Raw genomic sequence first — 23,056 nt, forward strand, 5'->3', positions numbered from 1 at the left:
CCATTTTCGTTTTTGGAGAGGATCAGTGGCTCAGGTGCAGCCCGCACTCACGGTTGTCCTCGCCCTTGGTCGGGTCGAAGTAATCGAACTCGTTCGGCAGGTCATGGGCCACCAGGTACTGATAAAGATCCTTGGACGACCAGTGCAGCAGCGGGGCAACCTTGATCAGACCATCCGGGTTGATGCTGATCGGCTCCATCTGCGCGCGTACGGCGGTGTCGGTTGCGCGCAGGGCGGTGAACCAGACGCTGGGCGCCGTCTCGCGCAGGGCACGGGCGAACGGCTCGAGCTTCACCTCTTCGGTGAAGGCGGCGTGACGCGGATCATCCAGGCCAGGTACCGGGCCGTCGATGGCCTCGCGGTGCGCACGCGAGCGCTTGGGCAGGTAGGTGATGAGATTGAGGTTGAGCTTGCGGGCCACCTCATCGGCGAAGCGGTAGGTGGCTTCGGTGTTGTAACCGCTGTCCATCCAGACCACCGGGATATCCGGCTTGACCTGGCTGACCATGTGCAGGATCACCGCTTCGAAGGGGCGGAAGTTGGTGGTGCAGATGGCGGGTTTTCCCAGCCCTATGGCCCACTGAACCAGCTTTTCTGGTTGGTTACCGAATTCGGCGTTGAGCGCGTCCAGGTCGAGTTCCATGGTGAGGATTCCAGATCGTGTGCGTGAGGGCGCGATGGTAGCAAAGGCGGGTTATGCCGCTAAATAACTAGCTGGATGGTAGAGCTTCAATATGGTTATAAACAGCTGCATTGCGCCTGGCAGGCCCAGCGGCTAGAGTGCCGGCTCCTTTTTGGCTCAACCGAGGAGTGGCCTGTGGAAATCGCGTGTCTCGACCTGGAAGGTGTACTGGTTCCGGAAATCTGGATCGCCTTCGCGGAAAAAACCGGCATCGAGTCGCTCAAGGCGACCACCCGCGACATCCCCGATTACGACGTGCTGATGCAGCAGCGCCTGCGCATTCTCGATGAGCATGGTCTGAAGCTGAAAGATATCCAGGACGTGATCGCCACGCTCAAACCGCTCGATGGCGCGGTGGAGTTCGTCGACTGGCTGCGTGAGCGGTTCCAGGTGGTGATTCTCTCTGACACCTTTTACGAGTTTTCCCAACCGCTGATGCGTCAGCTCGGTTTCCCGACCCTGCTGTGCCATCGTCTGATCACTGACGAAAATGATCGCGTGGTCAGCTACCAGCTGCGCCAGAAGGATCCCAAGCGCCAATCCGTTCTCGCCTTCAAGAGCCTCTACTACCGCGTGATTGCGGCCGGTGACTCGTACAACGACACCACCATGCTCAGCGAGGCCCACGCCGGCATCCTGTTCCATGCGCCGGACAACGTGATCCGCGAGTTCCCGCAGTTTCCGGCTGTGCATACCTACGAGGATCTGAAGCAGGAATTCCTCAAGGCATCGAACCGCAAGCTGAGCCTGTAGCCGACATAGGGCCGGGTGCAACTCGCCATCGCGATCTGGCGGGTTGCACCCGGCCCTACGTTTCTAAAGCCCCTCCAGCGTCTCCAGCAGCACCTTCACCTTGGTGATCGACTCCTGATACTCGGCCTGCCAGTTGGAGTCGGCGACGATGCCGCCGCCGCCCCAGCAGCTGACCTGTCCATCCTTGACCAGCAGGCTGCGGATGGCAATGGAGCTGTCCAGCTCGCCGCGTACGTCCAGATACAGCAACGAGCCGCAGTACAGGCCGCGCCTGGTCGGTTCGAGCTCGTCGATGATCTGCATGGCGCGAATCTTCGGCGCGCCAGTGATGGAGCCCCCGGGGAAGCTGCCGGCAACCAGGTCGAGCGCATCCTTGCCTGGCGCCAGTTCGGCGGTGACGCAACTGACCAGGTGATGCACGTTGGGGTAGCTCTCCAGTGCGAACAGCTCAGGCACTCGTACCGAGCCTGTGCGGCAGCTGCGGCCGAGATCGTTGCGCAACAGGTCGACGATCATCAGATTCTCTGCACGATCCTTGCGGCTGCTCAGCAGTTCCTGCGCCTGTGCCAGGTCGTCCTGGGCATCGCTGCCACGTGGGCGGGTGCCCTTGATGGGCCGGGTTTCCACCTGGCCAGCGCTGACCTTGAGAAAACGTTCGGGTGACAGGCTGAGAATGGCGCCGCCATCGGCCAGGGTCTGGAAACCGGAGAAGGGCGTAGGGCAGGCCTTGCGCAGCGCCAGATAGGCAGCCCACGGATCGCCCTCGCACGGTGCCTGGAAGCGCTGAGCGAAGTTCACCTGGTAGCAATCGCCAGCAAGGATGTAGGCCTGGATGCGTTCGATGGCCTGACGATAGTCGGCTTGAGTCAGATCGGCATGAAAGGCCTGGCTGAGGCGAAAGCTTGCAGGCACATCCGTGTGTGGCGCCTGGAACAACGCCAGCAGACGCTCACGTTCGGGTTGCGCCAGGGCGGGATGGAACAGCAGCTCGCTGGTGCCAAGCAGGTGGTCGCTGATCAACGCCCAGCCGTACAGGCCGAAGCACGCATCCTCCAGGCCCAGGTCATCGCGACTCTGGTTGGGCAGCTCTTCCAGGCGACGACCGAAGTCATAGGCCAGGTATCCGATCAGCCCGCCGACGAATGGTGCGCTGTGGCCGTCCGCCAATTGTGCCGGCCCAAGGCTCTGCAGCGCGTCGCGTAGGCGTTGCAGGAAAGCGTTGGCCGATTCGTCGGCAGTCGGTGCCAGCTCTGCCAATGGCCAAGCGCTCATAAGGTCATAGCGTCCACGCTCGGCACCCGGTCGCCCGGCATCCAGCAAGACAGCGCCCGGTGCTTGTCGGATACGCTGGAAGTACTCCGCAGGGTCGGCGCGATAAGGCAGAGGGTGCAGGGAACAGCTGGGCATGCGTGGTCGTCGGGAGGGGTGGAAGAACGATTGTAGTCTGCCGCTAACATTCATCCTAGAGCTTCTGCCCGTGTTTACTCGGATGTGTCCTGCTGATTAGTATGGAGCGGTGCCAGGACGTTGAATTTAGGGTCTGTTCCCGTTTCATCGCTAGCCCCGTTGCCGCGAGAAATAGCTCCCGATTAGGCGCAGGACGCCGGTAATGGTGATTCCCTTGCCAAGTCCTGCAACGACAGCGGGGTCATTTCCCGCGCAACCCGAAGGGCCGGGCCAGTTTTAGCGTGGGGGCGTTGTTACTCGACGGCTCATTGGGGCGCCAAACTTTGCGTCTCGCGCCTAGCCCCGCGCTAAAACTGGCTCCGGCGCGGCCGCGAATGAAATGGGAACAACCCTAGTACCAGAACAATAATTAATGAAGGGATCCAGGCTATGGATGACGTCGTAGGTCCAGCCGCTGGCAGCCTGCTGCGCTCGAAGCTTTCGCCGCCCCAGGCTTGCGCTGACTATCTGGCAAGACCCCAGGTCGAAGCCGCGCTTTGTGCCCATCCTCATGCTCGTCTCGTGCTGTTTTCCGCGCCTGCCGGCTTTGGCAAGACTACGGCTTTGGCGATGTTCGCTGCCGAGCGTCGTAATGCCGGCTCCGCTGTTGCCTGGCTTTCGCTTGGTCCTGGTGATGACGACCCGGTGCGTTTCTTTCAGCAACTCATCGAAGCACTGAGTCGTGTGCTACCGGGACTGGGCGAAGACGCGCTGGGCTATTTGCGCAACACCATGCGGGTGCCGGTCGAAGCGGTGATGGAAAGCCTGCTGGTGGATTTGGCGCAGCATCAGGAGCCGTTGTTGCTGGTGCTCGACGATCTGCACCTGATTCAGGATGCAGAGTTGCTGGCTGCCCTCAATCGCCTGATCAAACTGACGCCGCCGACCTTCACCCTGGCTATCGGCAGCCGCTCGCAACCGCCGTTGAGCCTGGCCACGCTGCGCGCCAAGGGTTTGCTTCTGGAGCTCGGCAGCGAAGAGTTGCGGCTCAATCCGGAGGAAGCGCGCGGTTACCTCGAACGCAGCGGTCTGCAGCTCGATAACGAAGCGTTCGGCGAGCTGTACAGCCATACCGAGGGCTGGATGGTTGGCGTACACCTGGCCAGCCTGTGGCTGCGCCATCAACCACGGCCGGTCGAACGCATGACCGAACTGGGCGCTGACAAAACGGCAGTCGGCGATTACCTGCTGCGTTCGGTGTTCGAGCAACTGCCCGCCGATCGCCAGGAGCAACTGCTGGCATTGGGCGTGGCGCAGCAGCTCAGCGGTGACCTGGCCAACGCCCTGACTGGGCGGCACGACGGCCAGCAGTTGCTGGAGGAACTGGAGGCCATGCAGCTGTTCCTGTTGCCGCTGGATCGTGAGCGACAGTGGTATCGCTTTCATAACCTGTTTGCTGAGTTCTTGCGCAACCGCCTCAAGGAGCGGGATCCGGAGCGCTTCAAGCAGCTGCATTTCAACGCCAGTTTGTGGTTTACCAATCACCATATGCAGAACCTGGCCATTGAGCATGCCTGTCTTGCCGAGGATGCCGAGATGCTGGCCGCGCTGCTCGACGGCTGCGGTCTGGAGCTGATCAACCGCGGGCAGCTCAATCTCATCTACAAGTGGCGCCAGCATGTGCCGGATGAGGTTGCCGCACGTTTCCCCGTGCTGGTACTGGCCGATGTCTGGACGCGCGCGACCGAGTTGGGTCTGAGCGAGGCCAATCGCATGCTCGACGAGCTGCTGGAGCGCTGGGGCGAATCCCGCACGTCCGGCCCGCTCAGCGACAAGTTGCTGGCGACCCTCGCGATCAAGGCGGTGATCGCCTTGCAGAAGGACGATCTGGACACCTGCGTGAACCTGGCGCGACGCATCGAGGCGCAACTCGGCCAGCACACTGCATTTCTCGAGGTGGCGATTCTCACCGTTGGGGCGTTGGCCAACGTCATGCTCGGTCAGGTCGAGCAGGCGCGCAAACTGCTGGCATTGGCGCAGCAGCGCAATCATTTTCTCGAAGGCCGCTACCTGGACATGCAACTGGCCAACGTGGAAGTCCTGCTTTGCCTGGAGCAGGGACGGGTCAAGCAGGCGCAACTGCTATTCGAGCAACTGCGTGCGCGAATGATGCCCTGGTTCGGCGAGAAGTCGCGGGCACTGGTGCTGCCGACCATCAGTGAAGCGCTGATCGCCTACCATCAGGGACGCATGGAGGGTTTGCAGGAGCGGCTGCGTTGGGCGTTGGCCACGGTCGATGTGATCAACCCCATCGATCTCTACGCCCAGGCCATGCTCTGCCTGGCGCGCGTGCAGCGTTTGCAGGATACGCCGAAGGAGGCGGCTGCGACGCTGGTGCTGATGCAGAACCTGGCAGCGCGAAACCATTCCTGGCGTTTCTATGTACAAGCGATTGGCGATGAAATTGCGCTGATCCTGCAGGAGCCTGCCGCCGATCGCAGCAAGCGTGCCGAGCAGCGCCTGAAATCGGTGGACTGGGCCAAGCTGGCCAACCATTACAAGCAGCGCAATTTCAATCCGGTCAATTGGGTACTGGGCCTGAGCCGTATTCGCCTGCAGCAGGCGCGTGGCCATTACAGTGAAGCCCTGCACGAGATCACCCAACTGCGCAGCCAGTTACAGAACAACTGGCACGGACTGCAGCGCCTGCGACTGGATCTGCTGGCAGCGCTGAGCTATCAGCGCCTGGGCTATCAGGAGCGTTCGCAGAGCCTGTTGGTGCAGTGCCTGATTGGCGCTGAGCGAGAGGAAGCACGCAGCCTGTTCATCGAAGAGGGCGAGGCCATTCGCCAACTGCTGCAGCAATTGGAGTCGGCGGAGCGTCAGCCGGCGCTGCAGGGCTTCATCCGTAGCCTGCTGACGATCTGGCCTGGCCAGGACTCCCGCCAGGCGCTGGATGTGCTGGAGGAGGGGCTGACCGATCGCGAGCGTGAAGTCGTGTGTCTCGCCGCCAAGGGCATGTCCAACGAAGAGATTGGTCAGCAACTGTCGCTGGCGCTGGGAACCGTCAAGTGGCACCTGCACAACATCTACGAAAAGCTCAAGGTGCGTAACCGCACCCAAGCCATCCGCCGTGCCCGCGAATTGAGCCTGCTCGAATCATGATCAATCAGACCCCGTCCTGTCCGTCCCCTATTCCATTGCTGCGTACCAAGCTCTATCCCGCCCATGGCGAAGGCGCTCCGCTGCTGGAACGTTCGGCGTTGCTGGAACGCTTGCAGGCTGCCCGCGAGCAACGCCTGATCGTGCTCAGTGCTCCGGCCGGATTTGGCAAGAGCACCGTGCTCAGCCAGTGGCGTCGTCGCCTGCAGGAGCAAGGCGCGCGAGTCGCCTGGCTATCCTGCGATGAGGCCGACAGTGAGCCGCCACGATTTCTCCAGTACCTGGTGGCGGCCATCGAAGCGGCTTGCCCGGGTGTGGGTCGCAGTGCTTCGGCGCTGCTCCAGGGCGAGGTCAACTGGCCGATCGAAGCCGTGATCGATGCCTTTCTCGAAGACCTCAAGGGAATTCCTGGCGAGCTGTACCTGATGCTGGATGACTTTCATCGCATTCGGCATCCCTCTCTCGGGCAGGGCGCGCGCTACCTGGTAGAGCGTCTACCCAAGCATGTGCGGTTGGCGGTCAGTACGCGTTATCAGCCGCGCTTTCTCGAAGAGCCGCCGTCGCTCGGCGGCTGGGCATTCTGGCTCAAGGCCGAGGATTTGCGCCTGACGCGTGCCGAGACCGCAGCCTATTTCCGCGACATCAAGCGCCTGGCTTTGGATGAAGGTGAACTCAACCAGCTTTATGCCCGCACCGAGGGTTGGATCACCGCCTTGCACCTGGCCGCCCTGGCGCTGCCGCGGCAGCATGATCGTGCGGCTTTTCTGGCCGGTATCTCGGGCTCTGAGCGCAATATCGCCGATTACCTGGCCGAGGATGTAGTGGCCAGTTTGCCTGAGGCCCTGCAGTTGTTTCTCGACCAGACCTCGGTGCTCGACGAGTTCAATGCCGACCTGTGCAACGCACTGACTGGTCGTCACGACGGGCGTGACATGTTGCGTAGGCTGCAAGGCGAGCAGTTGTTCGTGATACCACTGGACGAGCAGGGTGAATGGTTTCGCTATCACCACCTGTTCGCCGAGTTTCTCCAGGCGCGACTGGCCAAGCGGGGTGACCCGGCACATCTGCTGCATGCCGCCGCGCGCTGGTGCGAAAGCCATGATCTGGCCGACAAGTCGATCAAGTACGCCCTGCGCGCACGCGATTACGCCTTCGCTGCCGAACTGCTGGAGCGCCAGGGTGCGCGCCTGATCGCCGGCAACCGGGTGTACGGCATCCTGGCCATTCTCAAGGACATTCCGTCGGTGGTGATCGCCGAGCAACCGGTGTTCCAGATCTTCTACGCCTGGCAGTTGGCTTTCGAACAGAAGTTCGCCGAGTCCGAGGCGCTGATCGAAGAGGTCAGCACGCGTCTGACCCAAGGGCGTGGCAAGGGCATTCATTTCGGCCTGATCGAGTTGCTGGCCGCGGCCCAGGTGCTCAAGGCACTGGTGCTGCTGTATCAGGACAAACTCGAGGCCTGCCTCAAGGTCGCCGGTCACTGGCTGGCCCTGGTGCCGCAGAACCAGCCGGTGTTTCGTGCCAGCCTGGCGTGCGTGCAGGCCGCGGCATTCGCTCTACTGGGCGAGTTCGGCGAAGCGGCCAAGGCCATTGCCGTCGCGCGCGAGTGCCTGCGCGAGTGCGAGAGCGAATACCTGCATGTGATGGCCAGCCTGATCGAGGCGCTGATCTGCAAGGAATATGGCGAACTGGAGCGTGGCCGCGCCCTGGCCGAGGCCGCGCGGGCGCGGGTCGAGCAGGTGTTCGGCCGGCGCAGTCGGGTCGGTGGCCCGCTGGGGCTGGCGTATGCCGATCTGTTGTACGAGCAGGATCGCCATGGCGCGATCCTCGCCGAATTGCCGCTGGCCACGACCTGGCGCGATGTCGCCACGCCAGTCGAGTTGATCAGCCGCGGCAAGCTGGTCATGGCACGTGCGCGTTTCTTCGCCGGTGCCGCTGAGCAGGGTTTGGAAGAACTCGACGAGTGGCTGGCTGGTTTGCAAGGGCCAGGCTACGAGCGGGTGTTCGCCCTCGGTATGGGTTGCAAGGTGCAGTTCCTGTTGTGGTTGCGTCGGCCTAACGAGGCGCAGCGCATTTACATGCAGTTGGAGCGTCATCTGGCTGCGCTGCCCATCGAACGCTATGGCGATGCTCACACTGCCCTGGCGCTGAGCCAGGCGCGGCTGGCGTTGAGCGAGCGACGGGTGGATAAGGCCCAGGCCAGCCTGGAAGCATGCCTGGCCAAGCAGGGCGCCGAGCACCAACGCGACCGGCGTTTGCGTTTGAGCCTGTTACTTTCTGTGGCGTACTGGCGCAAAGGTAACAGCGAAAAAGCCTTCACCTTGTTGCGCGCGACCCTCGAAGAAGCCTGGCAATGCGGCTATCGCCGGTTGTTCCAGGATGATGCCCTGTGGTTGCTGCCGCTCTGGGACGCCTGGAACAGCGCCGAGCCCAAGCGCGCCGCAGCCTGGCAGGGCGTCGCTGAAATGCTCCGCGAGCAGTGCCGCAGACTGGCCGTGGATACTGAAAGTTTTGAGGAAAATCAGGATGTTAGCCATCGGGAACGAGAGATCCTGCGGCTCGTCGCGGCAGGGCTTTCCAACCGTGATATCGCTCAGGCAGTGCACTTGTCGGAGGCCACCATCAAGTGGCATCTGCACAATCTGTTTTCCAAGCTGGGGGTACGCAGCCGTACTCAGGCCGTGCTCAAGGGCAAGAGCCTGGGGCTGCTGAGTGAGGCGTGATGGAAGTGGTAGGGGTTGGGAGCGTCATGCTCCATCCCTTGGATGGGCTGGCAGTTCAATGGTGGATTAGTAGCTTGTAGCCATCTCGAAGCGCAGTGCGTTTCGCGAATCCAAACCTGGCGTACTTAGGGAAGCCGCGACAGGTCTGGTGGTCGGCATGGGCCGATCAGGCTGCTCGTGACAGGACGTCACCGGCAGAGCCCGGGGAACCCCCATTTGAACTGTGGAGATAACAACAATGATGACCCTGAAAAAACTCGCTCTTGCCGCCGCCGTCATGGCCGTCCCGTTCATGGCCCAGGCCGACCTGAAGGCGTTGGACGACGCCGACCTGGCTGGCGTAACCGGTCAGGCCGGTATCAGCATCGCCGGTAACTTCGATGCCACCATCGGCTCCATCGTCTACACCGACACCGAGACCGGTGTCAGCGATGGCAGCAACAGCCTGAGCCTGAACACCGTCAGCCTGTCCGGCTTCAACATCGATGAGTCCAACCCGCTGACCATCGACGTCAAGGACAACAAACTGGAAATCGGTCTGCCGGGCATCAACGGCGGCGTTTCGGTCGGTGCGGTGAAGATTGGCGCCAACAGCATTGGTGGCGTGGCCATCAATGGTCTGGACATGGCCGGCTCCACCGTCAAGATCTGGGGTCATTGATCCTCGTCTGATCTGATTCACAGGAGCTCTGCTGCCGTTCGCGGCCGGGCTCCTGCCCTGTTGTACGCAGTTGCGGATTGACCAATGATCGAAATTCTCGTGGGCAGCCTGATCGGTTTGTACGGTTTTACCGAGGCTGTCGACATCAAGCCGCAGCCCGCCGGTACCGTGAACATCACTCAGCAACTGGTGCCCAATGGCCCGCTGCGCGAGTCGGTGGTTCTCGAGCCGATGAGCCAGTTGCAGTTTCGCAACGTGATCCGCCAGGCCTATGACTACAGCTGCGGCTCTGCGGCGTTGACCACGCTGCTGGACTATTACCTCGGGCGCAACCTGGAAGAGCGCCAGGTGATGGAAGGGCTGCTGCACTTCGGCGAGGCGGAGAAGATCGTCGAGCGCCGCGGTTTCTCGCTGCTGGACATGAAACGCTTCGTCACCGCCCTGGGCTACAAGAGCGGTGGTTTTCGCGCCGGATTCGATGATCTGGCCCAGCTCGAACACCCGGCCATCGTGCCCATCGAGTACGCCGGCTTCAAACACTTCGTGGTGGTGCGCGACGTCTACAACGACCACGTGTTCGTTGCCGATCCTGCGCTCGGCAACATCAGCTTCACCCGCGTGCGCTTCGAGGAAATCTGGGATCAGAACGTGCTGTTCGTGATCTTCCCCAGTGGTAACGAGCCGCCCAATGCCATGGCGCTGACCGACCGCGACCTGCGCATCATCGACGACCGCACCATCAGCATGCTGGCTTTCCGCGAATTTCCGCAGATGGCCAAGTTCACGACGAATCAGGCCGACCAACTGGGGTCGGGAGGCGACATTCAATACATTCGCCGCAAGTGATTCACCCGGCATAACAATAACGATCTGGGGATAGCGTCATGGGAGTTTGGGGGTATGCATGGCTGGCCATGCTGACGCTGGTTGCGACACAGCCGTTGATGGCCGAAGAAGCCACGGTCGACGACGCGCGCGATGCGTTGACCAAGAAAGACGACGACGCCGATAGCGCCAAGGCGCTGGAGGAGGTGTTCCAGGCCGCTGAGAAGAGCTACACGCTACTCAAGAAGGGCGAGCGTACCCTGACTTACGGCTTCGACTATTCGTTGCTACGCGATACGCAGATCCAGACCGTCCGCACCGGGCAGAACGTCTACAGCGTGATCGGCCAGAGCGAGGCGCAGCATACCTTCACCAACTCCTTCACCTTCGATTACGGGGTGTGGGACAACCTCACCTTCAGCATGCGTGTGCCGTTCCTGGCCAAGTACGACACCGAACGCGATCTGAGTACCTATAGCCTCGGCGACATTTCCGCGAGCTTTCGCTGGCAGCCCTGGTCGTCGGCGCGCGGCCGCCCCGTCACCACCTTGTTCGCCACCCTTGGCCTGCCGACCGGCGACAGCCCATACGACGTCAGCCTGGACAACGGCCTGGCCACCGGCAGCGGTTACTACAGCCTGGGCGTGGGCGCGAACCTCTCCTACGTGATCGATCCGGTGGTGCTGTTCGGCTCGCTTGGCTACACCTACAACCTGCCAATTCGCGATGCTGATCAGGTGCGTGGCGGGCGCTTGCTGGAGGAGGTCGACCCGGGTTCGAGCCTGTCGCTGAGCATGGGCTTCGCTTACGCGCTGTCTTACGACGTGTCGCTGGCCACGTCATTCCAGATGGCGCACAACCTGGCGCCGAAATTCAAGTTCAGCGACGCCACCTTCGAAGGTAACGAACAGACCAGTGCAGTGATGAACTTCTCGCTGGGCCTGCGCACGTCGCCGAATACCATCGTCAACGTCAATGCCGGTTTCGGTATGACCGAAGATTCGCCCGATGTCCTGCTCGGGATTTCCATGCCCCTGGATATCAAGGGCCTCAAGGCCGAGTAAGCAGCGAGCGAACCTGATATGACTCATCTTGCCAAGCTGCAGGCTCTGCTGCTGGTTGGGCTCGGCGCGGGTTGCGTCCTGCCTGCCCAGGCGCAACTGGCCAACAACCTGACCATCGGCAATCCCAAGGCCATGGCCATGGGCAACGCCGTCACCGCCGATGTCACCGGTATCGATGCCGTGCACTACAACCCGGCGGCACTGAGCAAGCTCAAGGGGCGGCAGACCACGGTCAAGCTGCTCAGTGGCGTGATGGATATCCGCGCGAAGTTCAATGCCAAGAAAGACTACGGTTTCATGGGCTATGACGACGATCCTTACAAGAACTCCAGTAGCCGCACCCTGACGCCGACCATGTACCTGCCGGGTGTCGGCGGTATGACTGAGTTGCCGGTGCTGGTGGCGCCGCTGGCCGGTTTGTCGATCAATCCGCCTGGCTCCAAGTTCACTTTCGCCACCAACGTCTATGCGCCGATGGCGCTGGGCTATTCGCGTGATTCCGACGATGATCCAGGGCGTTTCCAGGGGCGTCAGGTGTCCTTGCAGCGCATCACCTATTTCTCGCCGTCGCTGGCCTATCAGGTCAATGACGAGCTGTCGCTGGGGCTGTCCATTGGCTTTTCTCATCAAGCGGTGGCGCTCAATCAGGACTTTCGCAACCCCGGCATGCTTACCGGTCTGACCCGCCTTCTCAATGAGGCACTGTGTCTGCCCGGGCTGGAGGAAATTATTGGTCCATTGATCAACGTGTGTGGTGGCAAGATCGGCCCGTTCGACTCCCTGGCCAATCTCGATCTGGATCTGCAGCAGAGCCTGTCACCGACCTACAACCTGGGTATTCTCTGGGAACCGACCGATTGGTTCGCCTGGGGAGCTACCTACCAGAGCGAGGCGCGGATGAACCTCCAGGGCAAATACCGTGTGGATTACACAGAAAACTGGGCGGGATTTTGGCAAGGCTTCCAGCAAGCTCTTGCTGGTCAAATTCTTAGTTCAATGTTTCCCTATGGCGCCGACGAGGAGAGCGGTAACGCCTCGCTGAAACTGACCTATCCGGATGCCTTCAGCACCGGTATCAAGGTGCGCCCGTTCGACAAGTGGCAGTTCAACCTGGATTTGCGCTGGGTCGGCTACAGCGACTGGAACAACTTCGAGATCGAGTTCGATCGCGAGCTGGATCTGCTGCGCATCGCCAAGACCTTCGGCGGTGGCAATGCCACCGATCGCAGCATCATTCTCGACCGCGGTTACCGCGACACCTGGAGCTGGGGCGTCGGCGTGCAGTACGACGTCAATGATCGCCTGGCCCTGCGCGCCGGCTACGAGTACCGTCCTTCGGCCATTCCCAAGAACAAGGCCGACGTGCTGGCACCGGTGGGCGATGCCGACCTCTACGGTCTTGGCCTGGGCTATCGCTGGGACAAGGACACCACCATCGATGTCGGCTTCAATTACTTCGTCTCCAAACAGAACATTCCCGCTGGCAGCAGTTGCAACGCCAGCTGCGAAGGGTTGGATAACCTGGTCTATAACCCCTATGCCGGGCTCCATATCGAAACCACGGTCAAGGCCTATATCTTCGCCATGACCTACACCTCGAGGTTCTGAGGCGATGCGCAGTCTGTTGTTGCTCCTGATGCTGCTGCCCGTGCTGCATGCCACTGCCAGCAGCCGTTACCTGACCTGGGTCGATGAGCTGGGGCGGGTGCACAACACCTTCGTCGACACTCGTTTCGCTGAACAGCAGCAACTGGCGCAGCGTCGTGCCGAGCAGAGCGATCAGGCCCGCCTCGGTGATGGCGGCGCCTGGCCTGGAAGTGCGCCAAGCACGGGGGAGAGCAAGCGGCGCTATTTCACCTGGGTCGATGGCAGCGGCCAGCTGCAGAACAGCTTCTATGCCGGCACGCAGGTCGCAGGTGCGTCGGGGCGTGATCAGGTGCTGGCCAGCGGTGAGCGGGCAGGGGGTTACATCGACTCGGCGGTGCTGGAAGGTCGTGGCTTTGCGCGCGACAGCTACGATAGCCCTTATTACACCTGGGTCGACGAGCAAGGGCGGATGCACAACTCGCCGGTTCCCGCTAAATCGCGCGATGGCCAGTCAGGTACGACGCCCTCTACGGTTCGTTACAGCGAAGGTCGGCAGATCGAGTTCGAGCGCAGCAAGCCAGCGCTGCCGATGCTCGACGGCCAGCCCACCGCTGCCATGCAGGCGCTACTCGAAGGCAGTCAGGCGCGTGGCGATAGTCTCTACGGTGAGTTGTCGGCACGCTGCTGTGGCCAGTTGCGAGAAAGCGACTTCACCGCGCTATCGGCGGACGAGCCGCGCTTCGAGGAGCTGGGTCGATTCTCGCCCAGTTTCGAGTTTCCCATGGGCCGCAGTTACTACGCCGCGTTGAAGTTACCGGCCTCACGGCAAAGCTATGGCTTGCGCGTGCGCAGTTTCGCCAACCGCCAGGTGGTCTATCCGTCGCTGCTGTTTCTCGATGAGGCCAAGCGGCCGACGCGGCTGGTCAGTGATGCGGTGTACCAGTTGCATCCGGAAACCTGGTACCGCTATGCCTTCATCGAAGGCACGGTGCAGGTACGGGCTGAACGTGGCGAGCGCTATGTGTTGCTGATCACCACCGACGAAGACCGCAGCTTGCAGACCCTCGACAACAAGCCGTTCAAGCGGCCGTTGCAGCAGTTGGCGGTGGACGAGGCCGGCATGCAGCGTCATGCGCATGCCGATGAGGGAGAGTTCGAGCTGGCGATAGTGCGGTAGGGTTGGCGGTATCAGCCCGTAGCCCGGATGCAATCCGGGGCTGTTTGCCGGCGAATCCCCCGGATTTCATCCGGGCTACGTGAACTACCAGGTAGGGCGGGTGCAACTCGCTATTAGCGGGCTGGCGGGTTGCACCCGTCCTACGAACTGGTGGTGCGCGCGGCGAGCGTCAGACTTCCTTGCTGGCGACGTGACCGAACAGCTCCTGGGAGAAGTGCACACGCTCTTCGGCGTTCTCCTGGATGCCTTTGGCCTTCAACTCTTCCAGGCGGGCTTCCACCGCATGGGCGCGATGGGTCAGGCCACAGTCGTTGGCGATCTGGATGTTCAGACCTGGGCGGGCGTTGAGTTCGAGAATCAACGGGCCCTTGTCCTGATCCAGCACCATGTCCACGCCGATGTAGCCCAGGCCGCACAGCTCGTAGCAGCCGGCCGCGAGCTTCATGAAACCATCCCAGTTCGGCAACTGCACGCCATCGACCGCGTTGGTGGTATCCGGGTGTTTGCTGATCTTGTTGTTCAGCCAGGTGCCGCGCAGGGTGACGCCGGTAGCGAGGTCGACGCCGACGCCGATGGCGCCCTGGTGCAGGTTGGCCTTGCCGCCCGACTGCCGGGTCGGCAAGCGCAGCATGGCCATCACCGGGTAGCCCATCAGCACGATGATGCGGATGTCCGGTACGCCTTCGTAGCTGATGCTCTTGAAGATGGTGTCCGGGGTCACTCGGTATTCGATCAGTGCGCGGTCGCGGTGGCCGCCGAGCGAATACAGGCCGGAGAGGATGCTGGAAATCTGCTGCTCCAGCTCCTCGTGGCTGACGATCTTGCCGGACACCGTCTTGAAGCGATCCTCGAAACGGTCGGCGATCACCAGGATGCCGTCACCGCCAGCACCCTGGGCTGGCTTGATGACGAAGTCGGTACGCCCGGCGATGATCTCGTCGAGCTTGTCGATGCCTTTCTCGGTATCGATGATGCCGTACAGCTCGGGCACATCGATACCGGCCTCGATGGCCCGCTCCTTGGTGATGATCTTGTCGTCGACGATCGGGTACAGGTGCCGCTTGTTGTACTTCAGCACGTAGTCCGCGTTGCGTCGGTTGATGCCCATGATGCCTTTGGCTTCGAGGGCCTTCCATGTCTTGATCAGACCGAACATAGGCTTAGTCCTTGAGGAAGGCTTTGAAGCGGAACAGTTCGGTCAGGCGGTAGCCGCGGTAACGCCCCATCGCCAGCATGAAACCGACCAGGATCAGCAGAACCGCCGGGAAGGTGAACACGAAGTAGACCAGCTCCGGCACGCTCATCAGCAGGTGCGCGATGGTCGCGGCGAACAGGGTGCCGATGGCCACCTTGAAGGCATGGCCACCGCCACGTTCTTCCCAGGTGATCGACAGACGTTCGATGGTCATGGTCAGAATCACCATCGGGAACAGGGCGACGGACAGGCCGCGTTCCAGGCCCAGCTTGTGGCTGAACAGGCTGATGGTGGCGATCAGTACCACAACGAAGGTCAGCACCACCGACAGGCGTGGCAGCATCTGCAGCTTCAGGTGCTCCAGATAGGAACGTAATGACAGGCCGAGCGCGGTGATTACCGTGAACAGGAAGATGCCGAAGCCCAGCTGCGTCTCGCGGAAGGCGAGGGCGATCAGCACCGGGGTGAAGGTACCCAGAGTTTGCAGGCCACCGAGGTTGCGCAGGATCAGGATCACCAGTACGCCGATCGGGATCATCACCATGATCATGAAGGTTTGCTGGGTCTGCAGTGGCAGGCCATACAGCGAGTACTCCAGGAAGGTGGCGTCGGTGTTCTCGTCGGTCAGCTTGGCCAGGCGGATGGCGTTCATCTCGCTGTTGTTCAGGCTGAAACTGACGGCTGCTTGGCGGCCGCCTTCGAGGCTGACCAGGTCGCCGTCGCCAATCCACCAGACCAGGCGGTCGGCAGGCAGGCCCTGCTCGCCGGATTCAGGGTTGAAGTACAGCCATTTCTGGCCATTGAAACTGCGCAGCCAGAGTTCAGGCGACTGAGCGACTTCGGCTTGCAGGCGAATGGTGTGCACGCGCTCCATCGGCACGTGGGCGATGGACAGCAGCAGGTCGACCACCTTGGCCTTGTTTACCGTGGAGGCATCGCCGCCAAGCAGCAGCTTGACGTTATCGTCACCCACGTTGTTGACGCGCTTGATGGTCTCGCTGATGAAGGTCTCGACATCCGCCGAGTGTTGGCGGATCGGTGCCAGCAGGGCTTCTGCGGCAATTTTCTCCGGGCCTTCCACAGGCAGGCTATCGCGGAAGATCGGGCCTTTGGCCTGAGTCTGTTCACCGCTGTAGCGCTTGGTCAGTACCAGGCGGTAGTAGAGGGTCTGCTTGCCGTTGGCGCGGCGGGCGGACCAGGTGACGCGGCGGTTGCCGTCGACACGGTTGACGCTCACGCCATAGTTGTTGGAGATGAAGCTCTCGTTGAGGCTCACGTAATCCTGGTTCAGCGGCGGCACGAACATCTGCAGTTTCACCGGTTCGCGCGGGCTGGCCTGGAATTCGACCTTGGCGTCGATGTTCCACAGGTCGTCGGTCTCGTCTTCGGTCACCGGAATGCCGAGGATGAAGATTTGATATGCCGTAATCAGAACACCCAGAGCCACCAGCAAGGTGATCAGGATTTTCAGATGTAGGTTCAGAGAGCGCATGGGAATTACTCGCCAGGGGTTGCGTCAGAATCGCAGCCGGGCTTGCCGGCAGCGTATTTAAGGCTTGGATCGATCACGGCTTCGAAGTTTTTCAGCGCTTCGGAGCCAATCAGCAGCGGGTATTGGAATGCGCTTCGGTCGGTCAAGTTCACTTCGATCGTGCGCAGGGCCTGTCCCATGCACAGGTGAAGCTCGATAACCGGGCGTGGTGTGTAGGTCTTGCCTTCGTCCGGATCGAAGTCACCGGCACGGCGTTTGATCTTGCTGATACGCGCCAGTGGCCGCTCGACGATCTGATCTTCTGCACCGTCGATGGCCAGGACGAAACGAACCCAGGTTTCCCCGTCACGTTTGAAGCGTTTGATATCGCGCGCACTGAGCGAGGCAGTCTTGGCGCCAGTGTCGAGTTTGCCTGCAACGACCAGATCGAGATCCTGGATGAGGATGTATTCGTTGAGACCATAAATGGTTTTGCCGGCCGCAAGACTTGGGCAGGAGAGAGCGAGCAGGCAAAGCAACAGGGCGAAGGGCTTGAGTGTCATAAGTCCTTGAAGGGATGTTGCCAGGGGCATGTGGGCGACTGACGGCAATTTACCGACGCATTTGCCTGTCAGGAGTCTAGCAGGCATAGCCGGGCATGTGGCGCGGCGTGAGCGGGCGCCATTCTAGCATGGAGATTTTCCATGCAGACAGACGCTTATGTAGCTTTCTGCAAGTAACGTCAGCGGTCGATGCTGTCGGTTGGTTCAATAATATTGTCGACAATGCTTTGGTCTGCTTTGACGATTTTGGCTTTTTGGCGTAGTTTTGTCGGTGCCTAATATCAATGGTGTCGACAATCATGTTGCTCGAATCAGAGGTTCCCGCAGCGCCTCAGGTGGATTCGGAAACACTTTCCGAACACGTCTTCCGCCTGATTCAGGCCGCTATCGTCAAGGGTGAGATTGCTCCCGGCAGCAAGATTTCCGAGCCTGAGTTGGCACGTACCTATGGCATCAGCCGTGGCCCGCTGCGCGAGGCGATTCATCGCCTGGAAGGGCAGAAGCTGCTGGTGCGGGTGCCGCATGTGGGCGCGCGAGTGGTTTCGCTCAGCCATGCCGAACTGATCGAGCTGTATGAGATTCGTGAATCGCTCGAGGGCATGGCCTGCCGCCTGGCTGCCGAGCGCATGACCCAGAAAGAGATCGACGAACTGCGTCGTGTGCTGGAGCTGCATGAGCAGGACGCCGCCTTCAAGGCTGGCGTCGGCTACTACCAGCAGGAGGGTGATTTCGACTTCCATTATCGGATCATCCAGGGCAGTGGTAACCGCACCCTGGCCAAGCTGCTGTGCGATGAGCTGTACCAACTGGTGCGCATGTACCGCCTGCAGTTCTCCGCTACCCCGAATCGGCCACACCAGGCCTTTGCCGAACACCACCGCATTCTCGATGCCATCGCCGACCGTGACGGCGAACTGGCCGAACTGCTGATGCGCCGTCACATCGGCGCTTCCAAGCGCAATATCGAGCGCCACTATGTTGCTCAGAACGGGCAAGGTGCGCTCGCCACTTCATCCAAGACCCGAGGTGATTCATGACCCAGCTTTCCGCCGGCCAACGCTTCCGCCAGGCCCTCGCCGAAGAGCAACCGCTGCAGGTAATCGGTGCGATCAACGCCAACCATGCGCTGCTGGCCAAGCGTGCGGGTTTTCGCGCGATCTACCTGTCCGGTGGCGGTGTGGCCGCTGGTTCCCTTGGGCTGCCTGATCTGGGAATCAACACCCTGGACGACGTGCTGACCGACGTGCGCCGCATCACCGATGTCTGCGACTTGCCGCTGCTGGTGGATGTCGATACCGGTTTTGGCCCTTCGGCCTTCAATATCGAGCGCACCATCAAGAGCCTGATCAAGGCCGGTGCCGCCGCCGCGCACATCGAGGATCAGGTAGGTGCCAAGCGCTGCGGTCATCGTCCGGGTAAGGAGATCGTCTCCTGCGAGGAAATGGTCGACCGGGTCAAGGCCGCCGCCGATGCCAAGACCGATCCGGATTTCTTCCTCATTGCCCGCACCGACGCCATCCAGGCCGAGGGCGTGGACGCAGCCATCGAGCGTTGCTTGCGCTACGTCGAAGCCGGTGCCGACGCCATCTTCGCTGAAGCGGCCTACGACCTGCCTACCTACAAACGTTTCGTCGATGCGCTGAACGTGCCGATTCTGGCCAATATCACCGAATTCGGCGCTACGCCGCTGTTCACCCGTGACGAGCTGGCCTCGGTCGGCGTGGCCATTCAGCTGTATCCGCTGTCGGCATTCCGTGCCGCGAACAAGGCGGCGGAAACTGTCTACACCGCGATCCGCCAGACCGGCCACCAGAAAGACGTGATCGACTTGATGCAAACCCGCGTCGAGCTTTACGACCGTATTGGCTACCACGCCTTCGAGCAGAAGCTCGATGCGCTGTTCGCCGCCGGCAAGAAGTAAAAAGAACAAGAAGATTCGAGGAGATAACCATGAGTGCCACTGAAACCACCCCTGGCTTCAAACCGAAGAAATCCGTCGCCCTGAGCGGCACTGCCGCCGGCAATACGGCCTTGTGCACCGTTGGCCGCACTGGTAACGACCTGCATTACCGTGGCTATGACGTGCTCGACTTCGCCAACCGTTGCGAGTTCGAGGAAATCGCCCACCTGCTGGTGCATGGCAAGCTGCCCAATGCCGCCGAACTGGCCGGTTACAAGACCAGACTGAAGGCTCTGCGCGGCCTGCCGGCTGGCGTCAAGGCCGCGCTGGAAACCCTGCCGCCTTCGGCTCACCCGATGGACGTGATGCGCACCGCCGTATCCGTGCTGGGTTGCCTGGCGCCGGAAAAGGACGACCATAACCATCCGGGTGCCCGCGATATCGCCGACAAGCTGATGGCCTCCCTCGGCTCGGCGCTGCTGTACTGGTACCACTACAGCCACAACGGCAAGCGCATCGACGTGGAAACCGACGACGACTCCATCGGCGGCCACTTCCTGCACTTGCTGCACGGTGAGAAGCCGCGCGAGTCCTGGGTGCGCGCCATGCACACCTCGCTGAATCTGTACGCCGAGCACGAATTCAATGCGTCGACCTTCACCTCGCGGGTGATCGCCGGTACCGGATCGGACATGTTCTCCTGCATCGCCGGTGCCATCGGCGCGCTACGTGGCCCGAAACATGGCGGCGCCAACGAAGTGGCTTTCGAGATCCAGAAACGCTACGACAATCCGGACGAGGCCGAGGCCGACATCCGCGCCCGTGTCGAGAAGAAGGAAGTGGTGATCGGCTTCGGCCACCCGGTCTATACCGTGTCCGACCCACGCAACAAGGTGATCAAGGAAGTTGCCCAGCAGCTGTCCGTTGAGCAGTCCAATACCAAGATGTATGACATCGCCGAGCGCCTGGAAAGCGTGATGTGGGAAATCAAGAAGATGTTCCCCAATCTCGATTGGTTCAGCGCCGTGAGCTACCACATGATGGGCGTGCCCACCGCCATGTTCACCCCGCTGTTCGTCATCGCCCGTACCGCCGGCTGGTCCGCTCACGTCATCGAGCAGCGCATCGACGGCAAGATCATCCGCCCGAGCGCCAACTACACAGGCCCTGAAGACCTGAAGTTCGTGCCGCTCAAGGATCGTAAATAACCATGAACGACACCGTGAATAGCCAATACCGCAAGCGTCTGCCCGGTACCGCGCTGGATTACTTCGATGCTCGTGAGGCGGTCGAGGCGATCCAGGCCGGCGCCTGGGCGAGGCTCCCCTACACCTCGCGGGTGCTCGCCGAGCAACTGGTCCGCCGTTGTGACCCGCAGGATCTGACCGCGTCGTTGGAGCAGCTGGTCTACCGCAAGCGCGACCTGGACTTTCCCTGGTACCCGGCGCGCGTTGTCTGCCATGACATTCTTGGCCAGACCGCGTTGGTCGACCTGGCAGGTCTACGCGACGCCATCGCCGAGCAGGGCGGTGATCCGTCCAAGGTCAACCCGGTGGTGCCGACCCAGTTGATCGTTGACCATTCGCTAGCCGTGGAGGCGCCGGGTTTCGACCCGGACGCCTTCGAGAAGAATCGCGCCATCGAGGATCGTCGCAACGAGGATCGCTTCCACTTCATCGACTGGACGAAAACCGCGTTCAAGAACGTCGATGTGATCCCTGCGGGCAACGGCATCATGCACCAGATCAACCTGGAGAAGATGAGCCCGGTGATCCAGGCGCGCGGCGGCATTGCCTTCCCCGACACCTGCGTCGGCACCGACTCGCACACGCCGCATGTGGACGCTCTGGGCGTGATCGCCATTGGCGTCGGTGGTCTGGAGGCCGAGACCGTGATGCTCGGCCATCCGTCGATGATGCGCCTGCCCGATATCGTCGGTGTCGAGTTGATTGGCAAGCGTCAGCCGGGCATCACTGCCACTGACATCGTTCTGGCGATCACCGAATTCCTGCGCAAGGAAAGGGTGGTTGGCGCTTGGGTCGAGTTCTTCGGTGAGGGTGCCGACAGCCTGTCCATCGGCGACCGCGCGACCATCTCCAATATGTGCCCGGAATACGGCGCCACGGCCTCGATGTTCTATATCGACGGCCAGACCATCGACTACCTCAAGCTCACCGGTCGCGAGCCTGAGCAGGTGGCGCTGGTGGAAACCTACGCCAAGACCCTCGGCCTGTGGAGCGACGCGCTGAAAACCGCCGAGTACGAGCGTGTGTTGCGCTTCGACCTGGGCAGCGTAGTGCGCAACATGGCCGGCCCGAGCAACCCGCATCGCCGCCTGCCGACCTCGGCACTGGCCGAGCGTGGCATTGCCGACGAGACCAAGCTGCAGAGCGGTAAGGTTGAGGAGGCCGAAGGCCTGATGCCCGATGGCGCGGTGATCATCGCTGCCATCACCAGTTGCACCAACACCTCCAACCCGCGCAACGTCATCGCCGCCGGCCTGGTGGCGAAGAAGGCCAACGCGCTGGGTCTGGTGCGCAAGCCCTGGGTGAAGACCTCCTTCGCGCCAGGCTCCAAGGTCGCCAAGCTATACTTGGAAGAGGCCGGTCTACTGTCAGAGCTGGAGAAGCTCGGCTTCGGCATCGTCGCCTACGCCTGCACCACCTGTAACGGCATGTCCGGCGCGCTGGATCCGGTGATCCAGAAGGAAATCATCGATCGCGACCTGTACGCCACCGCCGTGCTCTCGGGTAACCGCAACTTCGACGGGCGCATCCACCCCTACGCCAAGCAGGCCTTCCTCGCCTCGCCGCCGCTGGTAGTGGCCTACGCCATCGCTGGCACCGTGCGCTTCGATATCGAGCAGGGTGCGCTGGGCACCGATGCTCAGGGCAACCCCATCACGCTGAAGGATCTGTGGCCGAGCGACGAGGAGATCGACGCCATCGTCGCGGCGAGTGTGAAGCCCGAGCAGTTCAAGCAGATCTATATCCCGATGTTCGATCTGGGTAGCGTGCAGGAGGCCGAGAGCCCGCTGTACGATTGGCGCCCGATGTCCACCTATATTCGCCGTCCGCCATACTGGGAAGGCGCGCTGGCTGGCGAGCGCACGCTCAAGGGCATGCTGCCGCTGGCGATCCTGCCGGACAACATCACCACCGATCACCTGTCACCGTCCAATGCCATCCTGGCGGATTCGGCTGCAGGTGAGTACCTGGCGAAAATGGGCCTGCCGGAAGAGGACTTCAACTCCTACGCCACCCACCGTGGCGACCACCTGACCGCGCAACGCGCCACCTTCGCCAACCCGCAACTGGTCAACGAAATGGCCGTGGTCGACGGCCAGGTGAAGAAGGGTTCGCTGGCCCGCGTGGAGCCTGAAGGCCAGGTGATGCGCATGTGGGAAGCCATCGAGACCTACATGAACCGCAAGCAGAACCTGATCATCGTTGCCGGTGCCGACTACGGCCAGGGTTCGTCTCGTGACTGGGCGGCCAAAGGCGTACGCCTGGCGGGTGTGGAAGTGATCGTCGCCGAAGGCTTCGAGCGCATCCACCGCACCAACCTGGTGGGTATGGGTGTGCTGCCGGTAGAGTTCAAACCGGGCACCACGCGCCTGACCTTGGGCCTGGATGGCACCGAGACCTATGACATCGAGGGCGATATTTCGCCGCGCTGCGACCTGACCCTGGTGGTCAATCGCCGCAGCGGTGAGGTGGTGCGCGTGCCGGTGACCTGCCGTCTGGATACCGCAGCCGATGTCAGTGTGTACAAGGCCGGTGGTGTGCTGCAGCGTTTTGCCAAGGACTTCCTCAAGGGCGCTGTGGCTTGACGTGACATGCCGGCCCGTCAACGGGCCGGCACAACTCCTGTAGGTGCGCGTAGCCCGGATGCAATCCGGGAGAAC

Annotated in this window: 17 protein-coding genes; 12 read left to right on the forward strand and 5 right to left on the reverse strand. The window is 61.6% G+C overall.

The genetic code is table 11. The annotated features are described in order from the left end of the window. Window positions 1–22 precede the first annotated feature (22 nt). Window positions 23–643, reverse strand: a complete 621-nt coding sequence (locus C7A17_RS22170) for a phosphoadenosine phosphosulfate reductase domain-containing protein (RefSeq protein WP_106740597.1) — start codon at window positions 641–643, stop codon at window positions 23–25. 174 nt (window positions 644–817) lie between these two features. Here C7A17_RS22170 and thrH point away from each other — a divergent pair, with 174 nt between their 5' ends. Continuing rightward, window positions 818–1,435 (forward strand): bifunctional phosphoserine phosphatase/homoserine phosphotransferase ThrH, encoded by a 618-nt coding sequence (thrH, locus tag C7A17_RS22175; protein ID WP_106740600.1) that lies wholly within the window; start codon window positions 818–820, stop codon window positions 1,433–1,435. A 63-nt stretch (window positions 1,436–1,498) separates the two neighbouring features. On the opposite strand, the gene pabB is transcribed toward thrH, so the two are convergent. Next, the gene (pabB, locus tag C7A17_RS22180; protein WP_106740602.1) at window positions 1,499–2,842 is read right to left on the reverse strand and encodes an aminodeoxychorismate synthase component I; all 1,344 of its coding nucleotides are present in this window, start codon (window positions 2,840–2,842) and stop codon (window positions 1,499–1,501) included. A gap of 429 nt (window positions 2,843–3,271) precedes the next feature. Here pabB and C7A17_RS22185 point away from each other — a divergent pair, with 429 nt between their 5' ends. The 7 genes from C7A17_RS22185 to C7A17_RS22215 all read left to right on the forward strand — a co-directional run bounded on the left by C7A17_RS22185 (window position 3,272) and on the right by C7A17_RS22215 (window position 14,020). Then, window positions 3,272–5,986, forward strand: a complete 2,715-nt coding sequence (locus C7A17_RS22185; RefSeq protein ID WP_106740604.1) for a LuxR C-terminal-related transcriptional regulator — start codon at window positions 3,272–3,274, stop codon at window positions 5,984–5,986. Then, window positions 5,983–8,706 carry a helix-turn-helix transcriptional regulator gene (locus tag C7A17_RS22190; RefSeq protein ID WP_106740607.1) on the forward strand — a complete coding sequence of 908 codons (2,724 nt, stop codon included), beginning with the start codon at window positions 5,983–5,985 and terminating at the stop codon, window positions 8,704–8,706. The genes C7A17_RS22185 and C7A17_RS22190 overlap by 4 nt, the downstream gene beginning before the upstream one ends. Before the next feature lie 238 nt (window positions 8,707–8,944). After that, window positions 8,945–9,367, forward strand: coding sequence for a DUF6160 family protein (locus tag C7A17_RS22195; protein ID WP_106740610.1), 423 nt, complete (start codon window positions 8,945–8,947; stop codon window positions 9,365–9,367). A gap of 84 nt (window positions 9,368–9,451) precedes the next feature. Next, entirely contained in the window at window positions 9,452–10,213 is a 762-nt protein-coding gene (locus tag C7A17_RS22200) for a C39 family peptidase (RefSeq protein ID WP_106740613.1), read from the forward strand. Window positions 10,214–10,251: 38 nt separating this feature from the next. Beyond that, complete coding sequence (locus C7A17_RS22205) at window positions 10,252–11,256, forward strand: transporter (protein ID WP_106740616.1); 1,005 nt, start codon at window positions 10,252–10,254, stop codon at window positions 11,254–11,256. A gap of 18 nt (window positions 11,257–11,274) precedes the next feature. After that, window positions 11,275–12,864, forward strand: coding sequence for an outer membrane protein transport protein (locus tag C7A17_RS22210; RefSeq protein WP_106740618.1), 1,590 nt, complete (start codon window positions 11,275–11,277; stop codon window positions 12,862–12,864). Window positions 12,865–12,868: 4 nt separating this feature from the next. Then, entirely contained in the window at window positions 12,869–14,020 is a 1,152-nt protein-coding gene (locus tag C7A17_RS22215) for a MalM family protein (protein ID WP_106740620.1), read from the forward strand. Between the two features lie 169 nt (window positions 14,021–14,189). Here C7A17_RS22215 and C7A17_RS22220 read toward each other — a convergent pair whose 3' ends face one another. The 3 genes from C7A17_RS22220 to rloA are packed head-to-tail and all read right to left on the reverse strand — an operon-like array spanning window position 14,190 to window position 17,249. Beyond that, on the reverse strand, window positions 14,190–15,176 hold the full coding sequence (locus C7A17_RS22220) for an alpha-L-glutamate ligase-like protein (protein ID WP_106740623.1): 987 nt from the start codon (window positions 15,174–15,176) through the stop codon (window positions 14,190–14,192). A gap of 4 nt (window positions 15,177–15,180) precedes the next feature. Then, window positions 15,181–16,707: an osmotic stress tolerance membrane protein RloB gene (gene rloB / locus C7A17_RS22225; protein WP_106740625.1), complete on the reverse strand. Its 1,527-nt coding sequence runs from the start codon at window positions 16,705–16,707 to the stop codon at window positions 15,181–15,183. Between the two features lie 5 nt (window positions 16,708–16,712). Further along, on the reverse strand, window positions 16,713–17,249 hold the full coding sequence (rloA, locus tag C7A17_RS22230) for a retropepsin-like aspartic peptidase RloA (RefSeq protein WP_106740627.1): 537 nt from the start codon (window positions 17,247–17,249) through the stop codon (window positions 16,713–16,715). A gap of 299 nt (window positions 17,250–17,548) precedes the next feature. Here rloA and C7A17_RS22235 point away from each other — a divergent pair, with 299 nt between their 5' ends. From C7A17_RS22235 to acnD, 4 genes are read left to right on the forward strand one after another with little or no spacing between them, the layout of a single operon-like run. After that, entirely contained in the window at window positions 17,549–18,286 is a 738-nt protein-coding gene (locus tag C7A17_RS22235; protein ID WP_106740630.1) for a GntR family transcriptional regulator, read from the forward strand. Further along, the gene (gene prpB, locus C7A17_RS22240; RefSeq protein WP_106740632.1) at window positions 18,283–19,170 is read left to right on the forward strand and encodes a methylisocitrate lyase; all 888 of its coding nucleotides are present in this window, start codon (window positions 18,283–18,285) and stop codon (window positions 19,168–19,170) included. The genes C7A17_RS22235 and prpB overlap by 4 nt, the downstream gene beginning before the upstream one ends. A 29-nt stretch (window positions 19,171–19,199) precedes the next feature. Beyond that, on the forward strand, window positions 19,200–20,357 hold the full coding sequence (gene prpC / locus C7A17_RS22245) for a bifunctional 2-methylcitrate synthase/citrate synthase (protein ID WP_106740635.1): 1,158 nt from the start codon (window positions 19,200–19,202) through the stop codon (window positions 20,355–20,357). A gap of 14 nt (window positions 20,358–20,371) precedes the next feature. After that, window positions 20,372–22,981 carry a Fe/S-dependent 2-methylisocitrate dehydratase AcnD gene (gene acnD, locus C7A17_RS22250; RefSeq protein ID WP_199796461.1) on the forward strand — a complete coding sequence of 870 codons (2,610 nt, stop codon included), beginning with the start codon at window positions 20,372–20,374 and terminating at the stop codon, window positions 22,979–22,981. The last annotated feature ends 75 nt before the right edge of the window (window positions 22,982–23,056 follow it).

This window comes from Pseudomonas mendocina (genome assembly GCF_003008615.1).
In the GTDB taxonomy this organism is placed as follows: domain Bacteria; phylum Pseudomonadota; class Gammaproteobacteria; order Pseudomonadales; family Pseudomonadaceae; genus Aquipseudomonas; species Aquipseudomonas mendocina_C.

Excerpts from the sequence above, each read along its gene's own strand:
- rloA (WP_106740627.1), bottom strand. The coding sequence starts at position 17,249 with ATGACACTCAAGCCCTTCGCCCTGTTGCTTTGCCTGCTCGCTCTCTCC.
- C7A17_RS22170 (WP_106740597.1), bottom strand. The coding sequence starts at position 643 with ATGGAACTCGACCTGGACGCGCTCAACGCCGAATTCGGTAACCAACCA.
- C7A17_RS22190 (WP_106740607.1), top strand. The coding sequence starts at position 5,983 with ATGATCAATCAGACCCCGTCCTGTCCGTCCCCTATTCCATTGCTGCGT.
- pabB (WP_106740602.1), bottom strand. The coding sequence starts at position 2,842 with ATGCCCAGCTGTTCCCTGCACCCTCTGCCTTATCGCGCCGACCCTGCG.
- C7A17_RS22195 (WP_106740610.1), top strand. The coding sequence starts at position 8,945 with ATGATGACCCTGAAAAAACTCGCTCTTGCCGCCGCCGTCATGGCCGTC.
- C7A17_RS22215 (WP_106740620.1), top strand. The coding sequence starts at position 12,869 with ATGCGCAGTCTGTTGTTGCTCCTGATGCTGCTGCCCGTGCTGCATGCC.
- C7A17_RS22205 (WP_106740616.1), top strand. The coding sequence starts at position 10,252 with ATGGGAGTTTGGGGGTATGCATGGCTGGCCATGCTGACGCTGGTTGCG.
- C7A17_RS22210 (WP_106740618.1), top strand. The coding sequence starts at position 11,275 with ATGACTCATCTTGCCAAGCTGCAGGCTCTGCTGCTGGTTGGGCTCGGC.
- rloB (WP_106740625.1), bottom strand. The coding sequence starts at position 16,707 with ATGCGCTCTCTGAACCTACATCTGAAAATCCTGATCACCTTGCTGGTG.
- prpC (WP_106740635.1), top strand. The coding sequence starts at position 19,200 with ATGAGTGCCACTGAAACCACCCCTGGCTTCAAACCGAAGAAATCCGTC.
- C7A17_RS22200 (WP_106740613.1), top strand. The coding sequence starts at position 9,452 with ATGATCGAAATTCTCGTGGGCAGCCTGATCGGTTTGTACGGTTTTACC.
- C7A17_RS22185 (WP_106740604.1), top strand. The coding sequence starts at position 3,272 with ATGGATGACGTCGTAGGTCCAGCCGCTGGCAGCCTGCTGCGCTCGAAG.
- prpB (WP_106740632.1), top strand. The coding sequence starts at position 18,283 with ATGACCCAGCTTTCCGCCGGCCAACGCTTCCGCCAGGCCCTCGCCGAA.
- C7A17_RS22235 (WP_106740630.1), top strand. The coding sequence starts at position 17,549 with ATGTTGCTCGAATCAGAGGTTCCCGCAGCGCCTCAGGTGGATTCGGAA.
- C7A17_RS22220 (WP_106740623.1), bottom strand. The coding sequence starts at position 15,176 with ATGTTCGGTCTGATCAAGACATGGAAGGCCCTCGAAGCCAAAGGCATC.